The organism is Pseudomonas sp. NA-150 (genome assembly GCF_044336365.1).
GTDB lineage: Bacteria > Pseudomonadota > Gammaproteobacteria > Pseudomonadales > Pseudomonadaceae > Aquipseudomonas.
In genome coordinates, this window is record NZ_CP172305.1 from 194,873 (window position 1) to 209,963 (window position 15,091).

The 15,091-nt window shown below is 57.4% G+C and carries 18 protein-coding genes; 10 read left to right on the top strand and 8 right to left on the bottom strand.

The features are described 5' to 3' along the window. Positions 1-142 precede the first annotated feature (142 nt). Genes ACF0H7_RS00935 through secB form a run of 3 tightly spaced genes read left to right on the top strand, consistent with a single transcriptional unit; the run spans position 143 to position 1,339 of the window. Positions 143-556, top strand: a complete 414-nt coding sequence (locus ACF0H7_RS00935) for a rhodanese-like domain-containing protein (RefSeq protein WP_397450980.1) — start codon at positions 143-145, stop codon at positions 554-556. A gap of 1 nt (position 557) precedes the next feature. Further along, complete coding sequence (gene grxC / locus ACF0H7_RS00940; protein WP_397450981.1) at positions 558-812, top strand: glutaredoxin 3; 255 nt, start codon at positions 558-560, stop codon at positions 810-812. 38 nt (positions 813-850) lie between these two features. Further along, positions 851-1,339, top strand: coding sequence for a protein-export chaperone SecB (secB, locus tag ACF0H7_RS00945; protein WP_397450982.1), 489 nt, complete (start codon positions 851-853; stop codon positions 1,337-1,339). Between the two features lie 70 nt (positions 1,340-1,409). Here secB and trmL read toward each other — a convergent pair whose 3' ends face one another. Next, positions 1,410-1,865, bottom strand: a complete 456-nt coding sequence (gene trmL / locus ACF0H7_RS00950) for a tRNA (uridine(34)/cytosine(34)/5-carboxymethylaminomethyluridine(34)-2'-O)-methyltransferase TrmL (RefSeq protein WP_397450983.1) — start codon at positions 1,863-1,865, stop codon at positions 1,410-1,412. On the opposite strand from trmL, the gene ACF0H7_RS00955 reads away from it, so the two are divergent. Further along, positions 1,864-2,304 carry a hypothetical protein gene (locus ACF0H7_RS00955; protein WP_397450984.1) on the top strand — a complete coding sequence of 147 codons (441 nt, stop codon included), beginning with the start codon at positions 1,864-1,866 and terminating at the stop codon, positions 2,302-2,304. The two genes, trmL and ACF0H7_RS00955, sit on opposite strands and share 2 nt — an antisense overlap. 355 nt (positions 2,305-2,659) lie before the next feature. On the opposite strand, the gene tauD is transcribed toward ACF0H7_RS00955, so the two are convergent. From tauD to ACF0H7_RS00980, 5 genes are all read right to left on the bottom strand, one after another. After that, entirely contained in the window at positions 2,660-3,493 is an 834-nt protein-coding gene (tauD, locus tag ACF0H7_RS00960) for a taurine dioxygenase (protein ID WP_397450985.1), read from the bottom strand. Positions 3,494-3,541: 48 nt separating this feature from the next. After that, positions 3,542-4,387, bottom strand: a complete 846-nt coding sequence (gene tauC, locus ACF0H7_RS00965) for a taurine ABC transporter permease TauC (RefSeq protein WP_397450986.1) — start codon at positions 4,385-4,387, stop codon at positions 3,542-3,544. After that, on the bottom strand, positions 4,384-5,178 hold the full coding sequence (gene tauB / locus ACF0H7_RS00970; RefSeq protein WP_397450987.1) for a taurine ABC transporter ATP-binding subunit: 795 nt from the start codon (positions 5,176-5,178) through the stop codon (positions 4,384-4,386). The genes tauC and tauB overlap by 4 nt, the downstream gene beginning before the upstream one ends. Positions 5,179-5,204: 26 nt before the next feature. Beyond that, on the bottom strand, positions 5,205-6,182 hold the full coding sequence (tauA, locus tag ACF0H7_RS00975; RefSeq protein WP_397453792.1) for a taurine ABC transporter substrate-binding protein: 978 nt from the start codon (positions 6,180-6,182) through the stop codon (positions 5,205-5,207). A 232-nt stretch (positions 6,183-6,414) separates the two neighbouring features. Continuing rightward, a complete protein-coding gene (locus ACF0H7_RS00980; protein ID WP_397450988.1) occupies positions 6,415-7,374 on the bottom strand; it encodes an aliphatic sulfonate ABC transporter substrate-binding protein in 960 nt (319 codons plus the stop codon). A 679-nt stretch (positions 7,375-8,053) separates the two neighbouring features. Between ACF0H7_RS00980 and ACF0H7_RS00985 the strand changes: the two genes are divergently transcribed. Continuing rightward, complete coding sequence (locus ACF0H7_RS00985) at positions 8,054-9,421, top strand: OprD family outer membrane porin (protein WP_397450989.1); 1,368 nt, start codon at positions 8,054-8,056, stop codon at positions 9,419-9,421. A gap of 143 nt (positions 9,422-9,564) precedes the next feature. On the opposite strand, the gene ACF0H7_RS00990 is transcribed toward ACF0H7_RS00985, so the two are convergent. Beyond that, entirely contained in the window at positions 9,565-10,242 is a 678-nt protein-coding gene (locus tag ACF0H7_RS00990) for a histidine phosphatase family protein (protein WP_397453794.1), read from the bottom strand. Between the two features lie 353 nt (positions 10,243-10,595). Here ACF0H7_RS00990 and ACF0H7_RS00995 point away from each other — a divergent pair, with 353 nt between their 5' ends. The 5 genes from ACF0H7_RS00995 (at position 10,596) to ACF0H7_RS01015 (ending at position 14,324) form a co-directional block, all read left to right on the top strand. Further along, positions 10,596-11,234 carry a peroxiredoxin gene (locus ACF0H7_RS00995; RefSeq protein WP_397450990.1) on the top strand — a complete coding sequence of 213 codons (639 nt, stop codon included), beginning with the start codon at positions 10,596-10,598 and terminating at the stop codon, positions 11,232-11,234. A 237-nt stretch (positions 11,235-11,471) separates the two neighbouring features. Further along, positions 11,472-12,437 carry a sulfonate ABC transporter substrate-binding protein gene (locus ACF0H7_RS01000; RefSeq protein ID WP_397450991.1) on the top strand — a complete coding sequence of 322 codons (966 nt, stop codon included), beginning with the start codon at positions 11,472-11,474 and terminating at the stop codon, positions 12,435-12,437. A 27-nt stretch (positions 12,438-12,464) separates the two neighbouring features. Next, complete coding sequence (ssuC, locus tag ACF0H7_RS01005; RefSeq protein ID WP_397450992.1) at positions 12,465-13,262, top strand: aliphatic sulfonate ABC transporter permease SsuC; 798 nt, start codon at positions 12,465-12,467, stop codon at positions 13,260-13,262. Next, on the top strand, positions 13,259-14,074 hold the full coding sequence (ssuB, locus tag ACF0H7_RS01010) for an aliphatic sulfonates ABC transporter ATP-binding protein (RefSeq protein ID WP_397450993.1): 816 nt from the start codon (positions 13,259-13,261) through the stop codon (positions 14,072-14,074). The genes ssuC and ssuB overlap by 4 nt, the downstream gene beginning before the upstream one ends. 34 nt (positions 14,075-14,108) lie before the next feature. Then, on the top strand, positions 14,109-14,324 hold the full coding sequence (locus ACF0H7_RS01015) for a molybdopterin-binding protein (protein ID WP_397450994.1): 216 nt from the start codon (positions 14,109-14,111) through the stop codon (positions 14,322-14,324). Positions 14,325-14,426: 102 nt separating this feature from the next. Here ACF0H7_RS01015 and ACF0H7_RS01020 read toward each other — a convergent pair whose 3' ends face one another. Then, the gene (locus tag ACF0H7_RS01020) at positions 14,427-15,056 is read right to left on the bottom strand and encodes a TetR/AcrR family transcriptional regulator (RefSeq protein ID WP_397450995.1); all 630 of its coding nucleotides are present in this window, start codon (positions 15,054-15,056) and stop codon (positions 14,427-14,429) included. Positions 15,057-15,091: the final 35 nt, after the last annotated feature.

Genomic DNA, 15,091 nt, shown 5'->3' on the forward strand with positions numbered 1-15,091 from the left:
ATCCACTCGTGGCTATTAAGGAAGATAGAAAAGAGATCGGCATTTTAAGGGCAAGTTCAGACGGCGTCACTGCCGTACGGGCTTTGGTGCACCTTGGGTGCTGTGTATACTGGCCGACATTTTAACGCCCTGGAACCTACTGATGGTTGAGCACCTGATTCAATTCGCCACTAACCACTATCTGATTGCTGGCGCTTTCGTCATCCTGCTGGCGCTGTTGATCGCGACCGAGATGAGCAAAGGCGGCCGTAGCCTCAGTACCAGCGAGCTGACTGCGCTGGTCAACAAGGATCAGGGCGTGGTGATCGACGTGCGCCCGACCAAGGACTTCACTGCAGGCCACATCGTTGGCGCGCTGAGCTTTCCTTCGGACAAAGTGCTGGCGCGTGTCGCCGAGCTGGAAAAGCACAAGGCCAAGACCCTGATCATCGTCGACGCCATGGGCCAGCACTCTGGCACCACGGCTCGGGAACTGCTCAAGGCCGGCTTCACCGCCGCCAAGCTCGCCGGTGGCGTGTCCGCCTGGCGTTCAGAAAATCTGCCGCTGGTGAAGTGAAATGGCTGATGTCATCGTCTACTCCAGCGATTGGTGCCCTTACTGCATTCGCGCCAAGCAGTTGCTTCAGAAAAAAGGTGTCGCCTTCGACGAGATCAAGGTCGATGGTAAGCCGCAGGTTCGCGCTGAAATGACCCAGAAAGCCGGGCGTACGTCAGTCCCGCAAATCTGGATTGGCGCCTCCCACGTGGGCGGTTGTGATGATTTGTTTGCCCTGGAGCGCGCCGGCAAGCTCGACGCACTGCTTCAGGCTTGAACCCCAAACCCTACAAGACCTTATAAGAAGGACCTGACATGACTGACCAACCGACCAACGGCCCTGTGACCGACGAAGCTGAAGCGCCGCAATTTTCGCTGCAGCGTATCTACGTTCGTGACTTGTCGTTCGAAGCGCCGAAAAGCCCGGCGATCTTCCGCCAGGAGTGGACTCCAAGCGTCAGCCTGGACCTGAACACCCGCCAGAAACAACTGGAAGGCGAGTTCTACGAAGTCGTGCTGACTCTGTCTGTCACCGTTAACAACGGCGACGAAGTAGCCTTCATCGTTGAAGTTCAGCAAGCCGGTATCTTCCTGATCAAGGGTCTGGACGCCGCTTCCATGAGCCACACCCTCGGCGCGTTCTGCCCGAACATTCTGTTCCCGTACGCTCGCGAAACCATCGACAGCCTGGTTGTCCGTGGTTCGTTCCCTGCGCTGATGCTGGCTCCGGTGAACTTTGACGCCCTGTACGCGCAAGAGCTGCAACGCATTCAAGAGTCTGGCGAAACCCAGACTGTGCAATAAGCACCCTGGCTTGAATTGAAAAAGCGCCTTTCGGGGCGCTTTTTTTGTGTGCGAGCGCCGGTTGGCGAAGTCAGGCGAAGTCGTTTTGCCGCCAGGCTTCATAAACCGCCACGGCCACGGTGTTCGACAGGTTCAGGCTGCGGCAGCCTTCGCGCATGGGCAGGCGCAGGCGGTGCTCGCCGGAGAGCGAGTCCAGCACTTCGGCTGGCAAGCCACGGCTTTCCGGGCCGAACAGGAAGGCATCGCCTTTCTCGAAGCGCACGTCGTGGAAGGGTTTCGAACCTTTGGTAGTGAAGGCGAACAGGCGCGGGTTGCCGATACTCTCCAGACAGCTGGCGAGGTCCGGGTGAGTCTTCAGGGTGGCATACTCGTGATAGTCGAGGCCGGCCCGCCGCAGACGTTTGTCATCCAGTTCGAAGCCCAGGGGCTCGATCAAATGCAGGGTGCAGCCACTGTTGGCGCACAGCCTGATGACGTTGCCGGTATTCGGCGGAATTTCTGGTTGAAAAAGGATGACGTGAAACATGCACGGCTCCGAACTGAACGACGGGGTGCATTCTACCCCCGAAGAAGACCCAAGACCGAAACTCTGGCCCAAGGTTTTAGGATCGATGGCCATTGTCGGGATGATGGTGGGGATGATGATCGGTCGCCTGACCGCGCCTGAGCCTTTGACGCTGCAACAGATCGAGCCTTCAGCGACCGGACTGGTGCTGTGGTTCAACGATGAGCCGACGGTGCACGGCGAGGATGTTTCCGGCTCGCTGGCCATGCTGTTCAACGCAGAGGGCACTGCGCAGCAAGGGCAATTCAAGCTCAATGGCAAAGATGTGCGTTGGAAGGTGCAGCATGCGAAGGGGGGGTTGTTGCTGAACCTGCTGGCGGCCCGCCCGTTGCATGGTGACTGGCACGGTGCAAAGGTGGACGGGCGCTGGAGACTGGAGGTCAGTCTCCGAGAGGAATAAAAGAGGGGAATCCCCGGCCTGCCTGTACCAAGGTCCCCAAAACTGGTGATAGTTAACCTATTGCAGGGTGTGTGCCAGTTTTTGGTTTTGGTTCTGAATAAAACTTTGGATGGCTGTGCGGGCCTTGAAATACGAGGCTTTCGAGGTTTTCGAATGTTTTCGCAAGGGTGTATGGAAAGCTTCGGACGGATTCTTTAGTGATCTTTTGGACTTTCATTTGTGCATCTAAACGGTGCGCTCTTCTCCTGAAATGCACTTTGAATGGCCGTACGCCCTTGTAGGAGCGGGCTTGCCCGCGATGGCTATATGTCTGATACACCGCCATCGCGGGCAAGCCCGCTCCTGCACAGTGTGTTTAAAAAGGCTTGTCACCGAGGATGGTCGCCCGATGCATCACTCGCCGCTGCGGGCGGTAGTCGTCGACGGCGTAGTGTTGGGTGCAGCGGTTATCCCAGAACGCCAAATCGTTTTCCTGCCAGCGCCAGCGGAGGGTGAACTCCGGGCGGGTGGCGTGGCTGAACAGCAGCTTGAGAATTGCCTCGCTTTCCGCCGGCTCCAGTTCGTTAATCCGTGTGGTGAAGCCATCGTTGACGAACAGCGACTTGCGCCCGCTGACCGGATGGGTGCGGATCACTGGATGCGACAGCGGCGGATTCTTGCGTCGGGTGTCTTCCCAGCGTGCGACGTCTTGCGCCGTATTGCCGAACCGCTCAAGCGGAAAGGATCGGGTGAAGTCGTGCGTCGCGGTCAGACCGTCGAGCAGGTTTTGCAGTGGTTTAGACAGCGCTTCGTAGGCCGCGATGCCGCTGGCCCACAAGGTATCGCCGCCAAATGCCGGCAGATGCTTGGCACTGAGTACCGCGCCCAACGCTGGGCTCGGCAGGAAGGTGACGTCGGTGTGCCAGATCGCGTTGTCGCGCACGTCGGTCTCCGCCGTATCGAGGATCAGCACCTCCGGTTGTTCCGGCACGTTCGGGTAGATCGGATGAATGTGCAGATCACCGAAATTGGCCGCGAAGCGTGCATGTTGCTGCGGCGTCAGCGGCTGCTCGCGAAAGAACAGCACGGAATAGGTGAGCAGCGCCTGTTCAATGGCGTCGCGGTGTTCGGCATTCAGTTGCTGGCTGATGTCGACGCCACTGATCTGTGCGCCAAGGGCAGAACTGAGCGGAGTGATGTGTAGGGTCATGGTCGGTCTCGTTCAATGCGGCGCCGAGCTGTCGGCGTAGTCAATGGTTCAGTGTGTCTGGCCGTGCCACGGCACCAGCTTGCGCTGCAGGGCACGCAGGCCCATTTCCATGGCGAAGGCGATCAGCGCGATCACCAGAATGCCCAGCACCACCACGTCAGTGACCAGGAACTGAGCCGCTGACTGCACCATAAAGCCCAGGCCGCTGGTGGCGGCGATCAATTCGGCCGCCACCAGCGTCGACCAGCCCACGCCCAAACCAATGCGTACGCCGGTGAGAATGTCGGGCAAGGCGCTGGGCAAAATTACATGACGAATCAACTGCCAGCGGGTCGCACCCAAGGATTGCGCGGCGCGAATTTTGGTGGGGTCCACGGTGCGCACGCCGGTGGCGGTGGCGATGGCGATCGGGGCAAAAATCGCCAGGTATATAAGCAGCACTTTCGACAGCTCGCCGATCCCGCACCAGATTACGATCAGCGGCAGATAAGCCAGCGGCGGGATAGGGCGGTAGAACTCGATCAGTGGGTCGAAGATGCCGCGAGCGATGCGGTTATGACCAATGGCGATGCCGATTGGAATCGCCGTCAGCACGGCAAACCCCAGACCCAGACCGATGCGCTTCAGGCTGGCGCCGAGGTGCTGCCACAGTGTGGAGTCCATGTAGCCGGTGGTCGCCAGCAGCCAACCTTTTTCCAATACAGCCGAAGGCGGTGGCAGAAACAAGGGTTCGATCAGTTCAGCGGCGGTCACCGCCCACCAAATCGCCAGCAAGGTCAGTAATGTCAGCACGCTGATCCAGCGGGTGCTCAGGGTGCGACGCAAGGGGATCATCGCCGGTTTCTTCGCGGTGGCGCTCGCCGTGGCAGCGGCCGGTATTTGATAGCTGCTCATGCGCGTTGCTCCCCAGTGGCCGCACTGCGCTGAGCGAAGACTTTGGCTAGCACGTGTTCGCGGGTTTCGATAAAGCGCGGATCAGACTTGATCGCACGCGCTGACTCTCCGGCGGCATAGCGCTGGCCGAAGTCCAAATGCAGGCGTTCGACAATCTGCCCTGGATTGGGCGCCAGCAGAATCAGGTCTGTGGCGAGAAATACCGCTTCTTCTATATCGTGGGTAATCAGGAACACTGGCTTTGCGGTGCGCTGCCAGACTTGCAGCAGCAGTTCCTGCATTTGTTCGCGGGTAAAGGCGTCGAGGGCGCCGAAGGGCTCGTCCATCAATAGCACGCGTGGGTCGGCGGCTAATGCGCGAGCCAGGCCGACACGCTGCTTTTGCCCACCAGAGAGTTGCCAGATCCGGCGCTTATCAAAGCCCGCCAGATCCACCAATGCCAGCATCTCTCTGGCTTTGGCTTCACGTTGCTGGCGCGGCACGCCGGCCAGTTCGAGACCGAAAGCAGCGTTGGCCAACACGTCCTGCCAAGGCAGCAACGCGTCGTCCTGAAACACCACGCCGCGTTCGGCGTTTGGGCCTTTTACCGGGACACCGTCGAGGGTGATACGCCCGGCGCTTGGTTCAACAAACCCAGCGATCAGATTCAACAGCGAAGTCTTGCCACTGCCGGACGGGCCCAGTGCGACCAGCAGCTGCTGCGGGCCGAGACTCAGGGAAATGTCCGACAGTACCGGTTCGGCCGCGCCGGGGTACTGTGCGCTGATGCGCTCCAGCTGTAACAAGGCCATGGCAAGAACTCCAGATTAATATCGACTTATTGAGTGACGAACTTGGCGCTGACGTACGGCGAGTAGTCGGCCAATACCGCGTCAACCTTGCCCTGCTCTTTAAGGAAGGCAGCGGTTTTGGTCACGGCGTCGATGGTCGGTGCGCCCAGTGCGGTGATTTGGTCAGCAGCCAGCGGGTAGACGTTGCCTTGCAGCAAGGTCGGGATGTCCGAAGCTTTGGCGCCCGACAGTTTCACCAGCTTGTCGACGTTGCTGGTGTTGGCGAGCCAGGCGGCCGGGTCTTTGCGGTAGCCGGCGTAGGCATCAAGGGTGACCTTGGCGAAGGCGCTGACGATTTCCGGATGTTTAGCGGCAAAATCTTTACGCACAATCCACGCGTCGAAGGTCGGCGCACCGAGCTTGGCCAGATCGCCGGAGGTGATCAGCACCTTGCCGGTTTCCTTGGCGACACCCAACGCAGGGTCCCAAACGTAAGTGGCGTCGATGTCACCACGTTTCCATGCAGCGGCGATGGCCGGTGGCGCGAGGTTGAGGATGGTGACTTTCGAAGGGTCGATGTTCCAGTGTTTCAGCGCGGCCAGCAGGCTGTAGTGGCCGGTGGAGACGAACGGAACCGCGATCTTTTTACCGATCAGGTCCTGCGGCGAATTGATTCCCGAGCCGTTGCGCACGACCAAGGCTTCGGCGGCGCCGATCTGGGTGGCGATCAGGAAAGTTTCCACCGGCAGTTTGCGGGTGGCGGCGGCGGTCAGTGGGCTTGAGCCGAGGTAGCCGATTTGCACGTCGCCCGAAGCGATGGCGGTAATGACGTCGGCGCCGCTGTCGAATTTGCGCCAATCGATCTTGGCGTTGGTGGCCTTTTCATAAGCGCCGTCAGCTTGGGCGACTTTCGCGGGGTCAACGGTGGTTTGGTAGGCCACGGTAAAGTCCGCAGCCTGGGCAAAAAAGGTCGCACCGGCCAGCGACAGGGCCGCCAGCAGGCGCAAAGGTGTGTGCAGTTTCATCATGGAGCTCCAGTTCAGGCGGCCGAAGTCCGGCTGAGATGGAGACTAAATGATCTAATAAACCAAAAATAAATAACTTTTTAGCATTAGCTTATGAGCGGAACGGACAGGTCATTACGCCGCCTTCGCAGGCCCACAGGATTTAAAGCGTTAGTGATCTCTGTGGAAGCCTGCGGCAGCTTCTACAGTGGATTTGCGCCTGCGAAGGGGCCCATTCAGAAGACGCGTTATCTCAAGGTTGCCAAACCGCAACATCCTTTGCATCCACGGCCTTGGGCAACAACCCGGCGGCGAAGAACGCATCGGCAATGCTTTGCTGCTCATCCAATTTGTCGGCTTTCACGCTTTGCACCTCGTAGCTGCGCCGCTCGTTTGCTGCTTCCACGGTCGCGGCATCAAGGTTGCCCCACAGCGGGCCAAGAATTTTCGCAGCGTCTGCGGGATTGGCTTTGATCCAGCGACCTGCATCACGCAACTCGCCGAACACCACAGCCAGTACCTGCGGATGACTCGCCGCAAAGGTGTTGGTCGTCAGGTAGTAGCGCTGGTACTGGGCCAGACCCTTGCCGTCAGTCAGTGTCCGGGTGGCCAATTGGCGCTGGACGCCGCTGAGGAAGGGTTCCCAGGTGACCCACGCATCGACCTTGCCGTTCTCGAAGGCGGCGCGGCCATCCGCGGGTGTCAGGTACGCGGGTTCGATGTCACTGAATTTCAAACCGGCTTTGTTCAGTGCGGCAATCAGCAGGTAATGACTGCCTGCGGCTTTGGTTACTGCCACCTTTTTGCCTTTGAGGTCGGCCAGGCTTTTGATCGTAGAGTCGCTACGCACGACGATGGCTTGAGCGGCGGGTGAAGGCGCTTCCTGGGCGAAGTAGGTCAGTCGTGCGCCGGCTGCCTGGGCGAACACCGGAACCGTGTCTGCCACATCAGCGCTGAGATCGACGTTGCCGACGTTCAATGACTCCAGCAGCGGCAAACCACTGGGAAACTCGTGCCATGTCACGTCGATACCTTGCTTGGCGAGTTCGCGCTCAAGCGTGCCCTGGGTTTTGAGTACGGTTATCAAGGTGGAGGATTTTTGGTAGCCGATGCGCAGGGTTTCCTGTGCCAAAGCGGGCAAGGTCAGGGTGGCGGCCAGTGCCAGGGTGGCGCCTGCCAACAGTCGTCGGGTGAAGGGGTGATGTCGATTCATCGTGAAAATCCTGGTCAAGGGCCGAAGTGGCAGACCGCCGAGGCTAAATGATCTAAGAATTCACAGATAAATAACGTTTAGGAATGAGCTTATGGGCAGATATGTGACCGGGACGTGACCGTTGATCGTCTCGTTTCCTGTTCCAATTTTAAGTCAAGTGAAGACCGGCGGGCCTCTCAGGTCAGATCACCTCACAAAAAAGGGCTGGCAAAACGCGCTAACAAATTTTTCACATGATACAAAAACTGTAACTTTATTTTGAGAAATTGCCGCCGATAGCCAGTGAACACCCCCAAAAGGTCTACGCTTCGAGGTTTGCAGTGGGGGTTCAAGGCCCGAATGGCTAGGTTTTGTAAAGTAGTCGGTCTAAAGACAGAGACGCTTATGCTTTTTATGAATAATATGGCGTTCCAATGGCATCATAAGGCCATTGGTTTGGCTGATGCGGTTTAATATTCCATAATCGTCTGAAAAATGATGAAACAATTATTTTTAGATTTATGAAATATTATTTAATCTCTCCCGGTGGATTCGGGAGGCATTAGACCAAGGTAGGAATGTGACAGTAATGTGTTGACTTGGTGGTCACACTTTAGTGCTATTCGCACATCTGTGGTGGACGGGGCGCAGATCCCCAAGCCTTAGAACACAAGAATTAGAAACGTAGAGGAGCAAAACAATGTACAAGTCAAGCTTGGCGCTAGCCGTGGCTGTTGGGGTTCTGGCGCAGCAAGCCGGTGCAGCGGGTTTCCTGGAAGACAGCAAACTCTCCCTCAGTTCCCGTACTTTTTACTATGAGAACGACAACCACACGGCATCAGCTACTCAGAACAACCAGCGTGAAACCGCTGAAGTTCTAAAACTCGATTACAAATCCGGCTTCACCCAAGGCACCATCGGCGTCGGTATCGATGCTCAGTACATCTACGGCCTGCACCTGGATGGCGGCGCTGGTCACCACCCTGCTACCGGTAACTCTTTCTGGCCTAGCGACAGCGATGGTACTGCCCAGAGCGATCTGCAACGTGGCGACGCAAACGTTAAATTCCGTTACTCGAAAACTGAATTGCACGTCGGTGGCGCTCTGGCTCCTCAGTTGCCAATCCTGTTGGCAAACGACAGCCGCGCACTGCCGCAAAACTTTGACGGTGGCATCATCACCTCCAAAGAAATCGACAACCTGACCCTGACTGCTGGTCAACTGGAGCACTCCACAGGCCGTGCTTCGACCAACAGCACTTCGCTGTCGGTTGCAGGCGCTACCAAGGGCAGCAATCAGTTCCGCTTCGCGGGTGGTGACTACAGGGTCACTAAAGATCTGACCGTGCAGTACTACTTCGCAAACCTGGAAGATTTCTACAAGCAACACTTCCTCGGTTTGGTTCACGTTCTGCCGATCGGCGACGACCAGTCGTTCAAGACTGACCTGCGGTACTTCAACAGCAGCTCCGACGGCAAAAGCAGCAGCGACACCGCTGGCTACGCGTTCAACAACAACGGTGGTTACGCCAAGAACAAGGGTGAAGTCGATAACGTCACCTGGAGTTCCATGTTCACCTACCAACTGGGCGGCCACTCCCTGTTGGTGGGCTATCAGAGCGTAAGCGACGATGGTGGTTTCGTTCTGCTGAACCAGGGTAACGTCACTAAAGATGGTAAGGCTCTTGCTGCGAACGGTTCCAATAGCGAAGACAACGGCGGCACCAGCTTCTACCTGTTCACTGACTCTGTGATCAACAGCTTCATCCGTGCCGGTGAGCAGACCAAGTTCGCTCAGTACTCGTATGACTTCGCCCGCCTCGGTGTTCCTGGCCTGAAAGCCTCGATCTCTTACCTGTACGGTAATGACATCAAGGACGTTTCCGGTAGCGGCCCGGACCACTCCGAGTGGGAACGTGACGCGCGTATCGACTACGTAGTTCAGACCGGTTACCTGAAAGGTTTCGGTACTACTTTGCGTACCGGTAGCTACCACGCTGATGGCACTGGTATTGCTAACCAGGACCAGACTCGTCTGATCTTCAACTACACCTACAACTTCCTGTAAGTGTGTTGAGCTGAAAGAGCCCCGCCTTGTGCGGGGCTTTTTATTGCCTGTGATTTGGTGAGCGAAACAGCGGACCAATGACAAGCGCGAACGGCAAAGTCCGGCACTTGATGGCTGTGCGCTTTTGATCATCGGGTACTCGTTCACTTGCCCAACACTTTTGGCCATTCGTTCGCATTGATGAAGCCGGTGACGCGAGGTGTCAGGCCGTCATCGCCGACGGTGAGGAACAGCGATGAGGCGAACTCGGGGGTCTTGGATTCAGGCAAATCCAGCTGCTGTTCCAGTGCACTGAAGCATTCGCTGTGAGTCACCAGCACCAGGTTGCGATTTTTGACTTTGTGCCTGAGGGCGTCGGCGAGCATTGTTTTGCGGCAGTCGAACAACCAACCCTGATCTTCGCTGGCGTAATTGAACATGAAGCCTGAAGTCTGCGCGGCGCGGGTCAGCGGGCTGCTGTAAATATCAGCTCTTTCCATTCCGAGCTTCTGAAACTGCAAACCGACTTCTTGCGCCATGGCTTTGCCGCGAACCGTGATGCCGTCGGCAGGGCCCAGGCAGGGAGCACTTGAATGGTCACAGCGTTCGGCGTGGCGCACCAGGACGATCATGTCGCCCTTGGCCCACTGGGCTTCAAAGCCGGCAATAGTGGCTGCGTCGGCTTTGGATAAATTCGGGAGTTTGGCTTGGCGAGTAAGCGTGATGCCGGCGATGGCGCCGACGCCGACGCACGCGAGGATGGCTAGCCGCAGCTTGTGTTTGGCAAGATTGCTATAGGTGAATGAAAGTCGGGTCCGAGCAAGCCATAACCGGTACTGCATGATCAAACAGCTCTCCTGTGGCGCCACCGCATAGCGTCACGTTGAATGGAAAAATCGACAGCGCATTCGGACGGGTCGGGACCGACGGGAGCAAATCCCGCTTTTGTTTATTATTCGTTGAGTGTGCGGAAGCTGAGGTAAACGAACGGTGAAACGCTTGTGAAAATTTGCAGAACGTTTTGGCTGGTTTGTGAAAACTTCATTAGTAGTAGAGGGTGGCTGACATTGGGGTGGCGCTATAGAAACGTTTTTTTATTCCAAAAAAACATATTTGGAACAGGATTTATTCTTTTTATATTCACGAGGTAAGGGGCAAAGTAGTGCGGTTGTTAACCAACCAAAGGAGCCGCACCATGAGTCTGAAACTTGGCGACATCGCCCCCGACTTCGAGCAGGAATCCAGCGAAGGAACGATCAAATTTCACCAATGGCTTGGCGATAGCTGGGGTGTGTTGTTTTCCCACCCGGCCGACTTTACGCCGGTCTGCACCACCGAACTTGGCTTCACGGCCAAGCTGAAAGACGAATTCACCAAGCGCAAGGTCAAGGCTATTGCGCTGTCGGTTGACCCGGTCGAATCCCACGTGAAATGGATCGAGGATATCAACACCACGCAGAACACCATCGTCAACTTCCCGATCCTGGCCGACGCTGATCGCAAGGTCTCCGAGCTGTACGACCTGATCCATCCTAACGCCAGTGAAACCCTGACCGTGCGTTCGCTGTTCGTGATCGATCCGAATAAAAAGGTACGTCTGACCATCACCTACCCGGCCAGCACCGGGCGAAATTTCAACGAAATCCTGCGGGTCATCGACTCGCTGCAATTGACCGACAACTACAAAGTCGCAACCCCGGCCAATTGGCAGGATGGCGAAGATGTGGTGATCGTGCCGTCGATCAAGGATGAAGACGAAATCAAACAACGCTTTCCGAAGGGCTACAAGGCGGTCACGCCTTATCTGCGTTTGACGCCGCAGCCTAATCGTTAACGTCAGGGCGCAAAAAAAAGGGTCGCTTATGCGGCCCCTTTTTTTGCCTGCGATTCAAGGTTTTGCGGAGAAACACCTATATTCAATTAAGGAATAAACAAATGAATAAATGAGATTTATAGATATAAAAAACTCCTGTTATGGTCTGTCCAACTTAGCGCAATCGCTAACCCACCTTACTCGCCCGACAACAGGCAAGCAGGTCCAACCATATTGCTACAAGCAGGGGAGAGCGCCATGCGCACTATCACTTTGCGTCGAAGCCTGGTCGCTCTGTTTGCTGCAGCGATCACCCTCGGCGCCATCACTCAGGCCCAGGCTGAAAGTTTGCGCATCGGTTATCAAAAGTACGGCACATTGGTGCTGCTCAAAGCCAAAGGCTCGCTGGAAAAGCGGTTGGCTGAACAAGGCGTGCAGGTGCAGTGGACTGAGTTCCCAGGCGGCCCGCAATTGCTGGAAGGGCTCAATGTCGGCGCTATCGATTTCGGTGTGACGGGTGAAACCCCACCGGTATTTGCCCAGGCCGCTGGCGCAGATTTGCTTTATGTCGCCAATGAGCCGGCAGCTCCCGGCAGCGAAGCGATTCTGGTTCCCAAGGATTCACCGATCACCTCGGTCAAAGACCTGAAGGGTAAAAAAGTCGTCCTGAACAAAGGCTCCAACGTGCATTACCTGTTGGTACGTGCGCTGGAAGATGCCGGTCTCAAGTACAGCGATATCCAGGTCTTGTTCCTGGCCCCGGCTGACGCCCGTGCGGCGTTCGAGCGTGGCAGCGTCGATGCGTGGGTGATCTGGGACCCGTACCAGGCCGCTGCGGAGAAACAACTGCAAGCCCGCACCCTGCGTGACGGCAAAGGCATCGTCGACAACCTGCAGTTCTACCTGGCGACCAAGCCTTACGCGGAAAAACATCCGCAGGTGATTCAGACGTTGATCGAGGAGATCCGCGCGGTCGGCGAATGGTCCAAAGCCAACCCCGGTGACGTGGCGAAACAAGTGGCACCGCTGCTTGGCCTCTCAGAGGAAATTAGCCTGACCACCGTTAAACGCCAAGGCTACGGTGCGCAGTTGATCACCCCTGAAGTGGTCGCCGCGCAACAGAAAATCGCCGACAGCTTCTACCAGCTCAAGTTGATTCCCAAGCCGTTGAGCATCAAGGACGTGATCTGGACCCCGCCTGCCAAAGTGGCTACGGCTCAGTAATCAACGGCCCCGAGAGGAGACAACTCCATGAGCCAAAGGGCTTCGCAACAGATTATCCACAGACTGGCGCCTTGGTTGCTTCCCGTCTTGTTATTCGCTGTCTGGCAGCTATCGGTCAGTGCTGGTTGGTTGTCGACTCGAATTTTGCCGTCGCCAAGTGCCGTGATCGAGGCTGGAGTCAGCCTGTTTCGCAGCGGTGAAATCTGGACTCACCTGGCAATCAGCAGTTGGCGTGCCGGTGTCGGTTTCGTCATTGGCGGCAGCATCGGTCTGACGCTGGGTTTCATCACCGGTCTGTCGAAATGGGGAGAGCGCCTGCTCGACAGTTCGGTGCAGATGATCCGCAACGTGCCGCACCTGGCGCTGATTCCGCTGGTGATTCTGTGGTTCGGTATCGATGAGTCGGCGAAGATTTTTCTGGTGGCGCTGGGCACGGTGTTCCCGATTTACCTGAACACCTACCACGGCATTCGCAACGTCGATCCGGCATTGGTGGAGATGTCGCGCAGTTATGGGCTGTCCGGTTTCGCCCTGTTTCGTCAGGTGATTCTGCCTGGCGCGCTGCCTTCGATTCTGGTGGGGGTGCGCTTTGCTCTGGGCTTCATGTGGCTGACGCTGATCGTGGCTGAAACCATCTCCGCCAGTTCGGGCATTGGATATCTGGCAATGAACGCCCGTGAGTTTTTGCAGACTGACGTGGTGGTACTGGCAATCGTTTTGTACGCGGTGCTCGGCAAGTTGGCCGACCTTGCGGCGCGTGGTCTGGAGCGCGTCTGGTTGCGCTGGCACCCGGCCTATCAAGTGGTTAAAGGCGGTGCGGCATGAGCAGTCTGAAACAAGCAACACCGCCGAATTTGCTGCGTGGCATCCCGCTGGCGGTCAACGCATTACGCAAAACCTTCGGTGCGCGTGAAGTATTGCGCGGTATCGATCTGCATATTCCCGCCGGGCAATTCGTCGCGGTGGTGGGGCGCAGCGGTTGCGGTAAAAGCACCTTGCTGCGCCTGCTGGCCGGGCTTGATCAGCCTACCAGTGGTGAACTGCTGGCTGGCTCGGCGGCACTTAGCGAGGCGCGGGAAGACACGCGACTGATGTTTCAGGAAGCGCGGTTGCTGCCCTGGAAAAAGATAATCGACAACGTCGGTCTCGGCTTGAGCGGCAACTGGCGCCCAAGGGCGCTGGAAGCACTTGAGGCCGTGGGGCTGGCAGAGCGGGCCAATGAGTGGCCAGCGGCGTTGTCCGGTGGGCAGAAGCAGCGCGTCGCCCTGGCGCGAGCGTTGATTCACCAGCCGCGGTTGTTGCTGCTGGACGAGCCTCTGGGCGCCCTGGACGCGCTAACCCGAATCGAGATGCAGCAACTGATCGAGCGTCTGTGGCAACAGCACGGTTTTACCGTGTTGCTGGTGACCCATGACGTCAGCGAAGCGGTGGCGATTGCCGACCGGGTGATCCTGATCGAAGACGGTCAGGTCGGTCTGGATCTGCTTGTGGAGCTGCCGCGACCACGGTTGCGCGGCTCGTATCGTCAGGCCGCGCTGGAAACCGAAGTACTCAACCGCGTCCTGTCACTGCCGGGCACGCCGCCCGAACCCGAACCTGTTTCACCCTTGCCCACGCAACTGCGTTGGGCTCAATAAGCGAACCACCTAACTCATCCAAAGGAAGACTCACATGACTATCAAAGCGATCAACGTCCGTAACCAGTTCAGAGGCACCATCAAAGAAATCGTCGAAGGCGATGTCCTGTCGGAAATCGACGTACAAACCCCGTCCGGCATCGTCACTTCCGTGATCACCACCCGCTCGGTAAAAGAGCTGGAATTGGTAGTCGGCAGCGAAGTGATTGCCTTCGTGAAATCCACCGAGGTGTCGATCGCCAAGTTGTGATCGATGCCTTCTAAATGTGCTCGGACCTTGTAGGAGCGAGCTTGCTCGCGATAGCGGTGTGTATGACACGCCGCGTCGACGTGATCGCGGGCAGACCCGCTCCTACAATTTTCTAGGTAAAAAGGGCGGCAAATACAGCCCAAGATAAGCGTCAAACACCCGCATCCCTTCCTCCGCCATGCGCGGCGTAATCTGATCATGCAACTGCACTGATCGCGCATACACCCGATCACCCAGCTCCATCGCCAGCGCAAACACGTCGACGTCATCCGGCATCGCCGGCAGCTGGAAATGCCGGGCGAACAGCTCATGCATCAAGTTGCCCAACTCAATGTCGTGCTGCCGATCCGCCTGTGTCACTTCAGTCAAACCGTGCTGCGCCAAGATTAACTGGCGAGCGGCCGCATCGGCTTCGTAAATGCTCAACATCCGCTGTTCGACGATCCGCGACAGATCACGCCAGTGCGTCAGCTGATCGTGTTCTATGGGCTCTTGCAGGCAGGCGCGGAAGGCGGCGTGAATGTCGGCGGTGAGGGCTTCCAGTAGGGCAGGGACGCTGGCAAAGAAGTGATAGACCGACGACGGCGGAATCTGCGCGCGCTCGGCAACGCTGTAGATCGACAAGCTGGCCACCCCCTCGGCAGCAAGCAGCGTGCGGGCGGCGTCGAGAATCGAATCGATCCGGGCCTGGCTGCGTGCGCGGGGTTTACGGGGGGCGGCGGCTCGCGTCATGGTGGTCCTTCCTGTCCTGGGCAGCAGGCATTGTA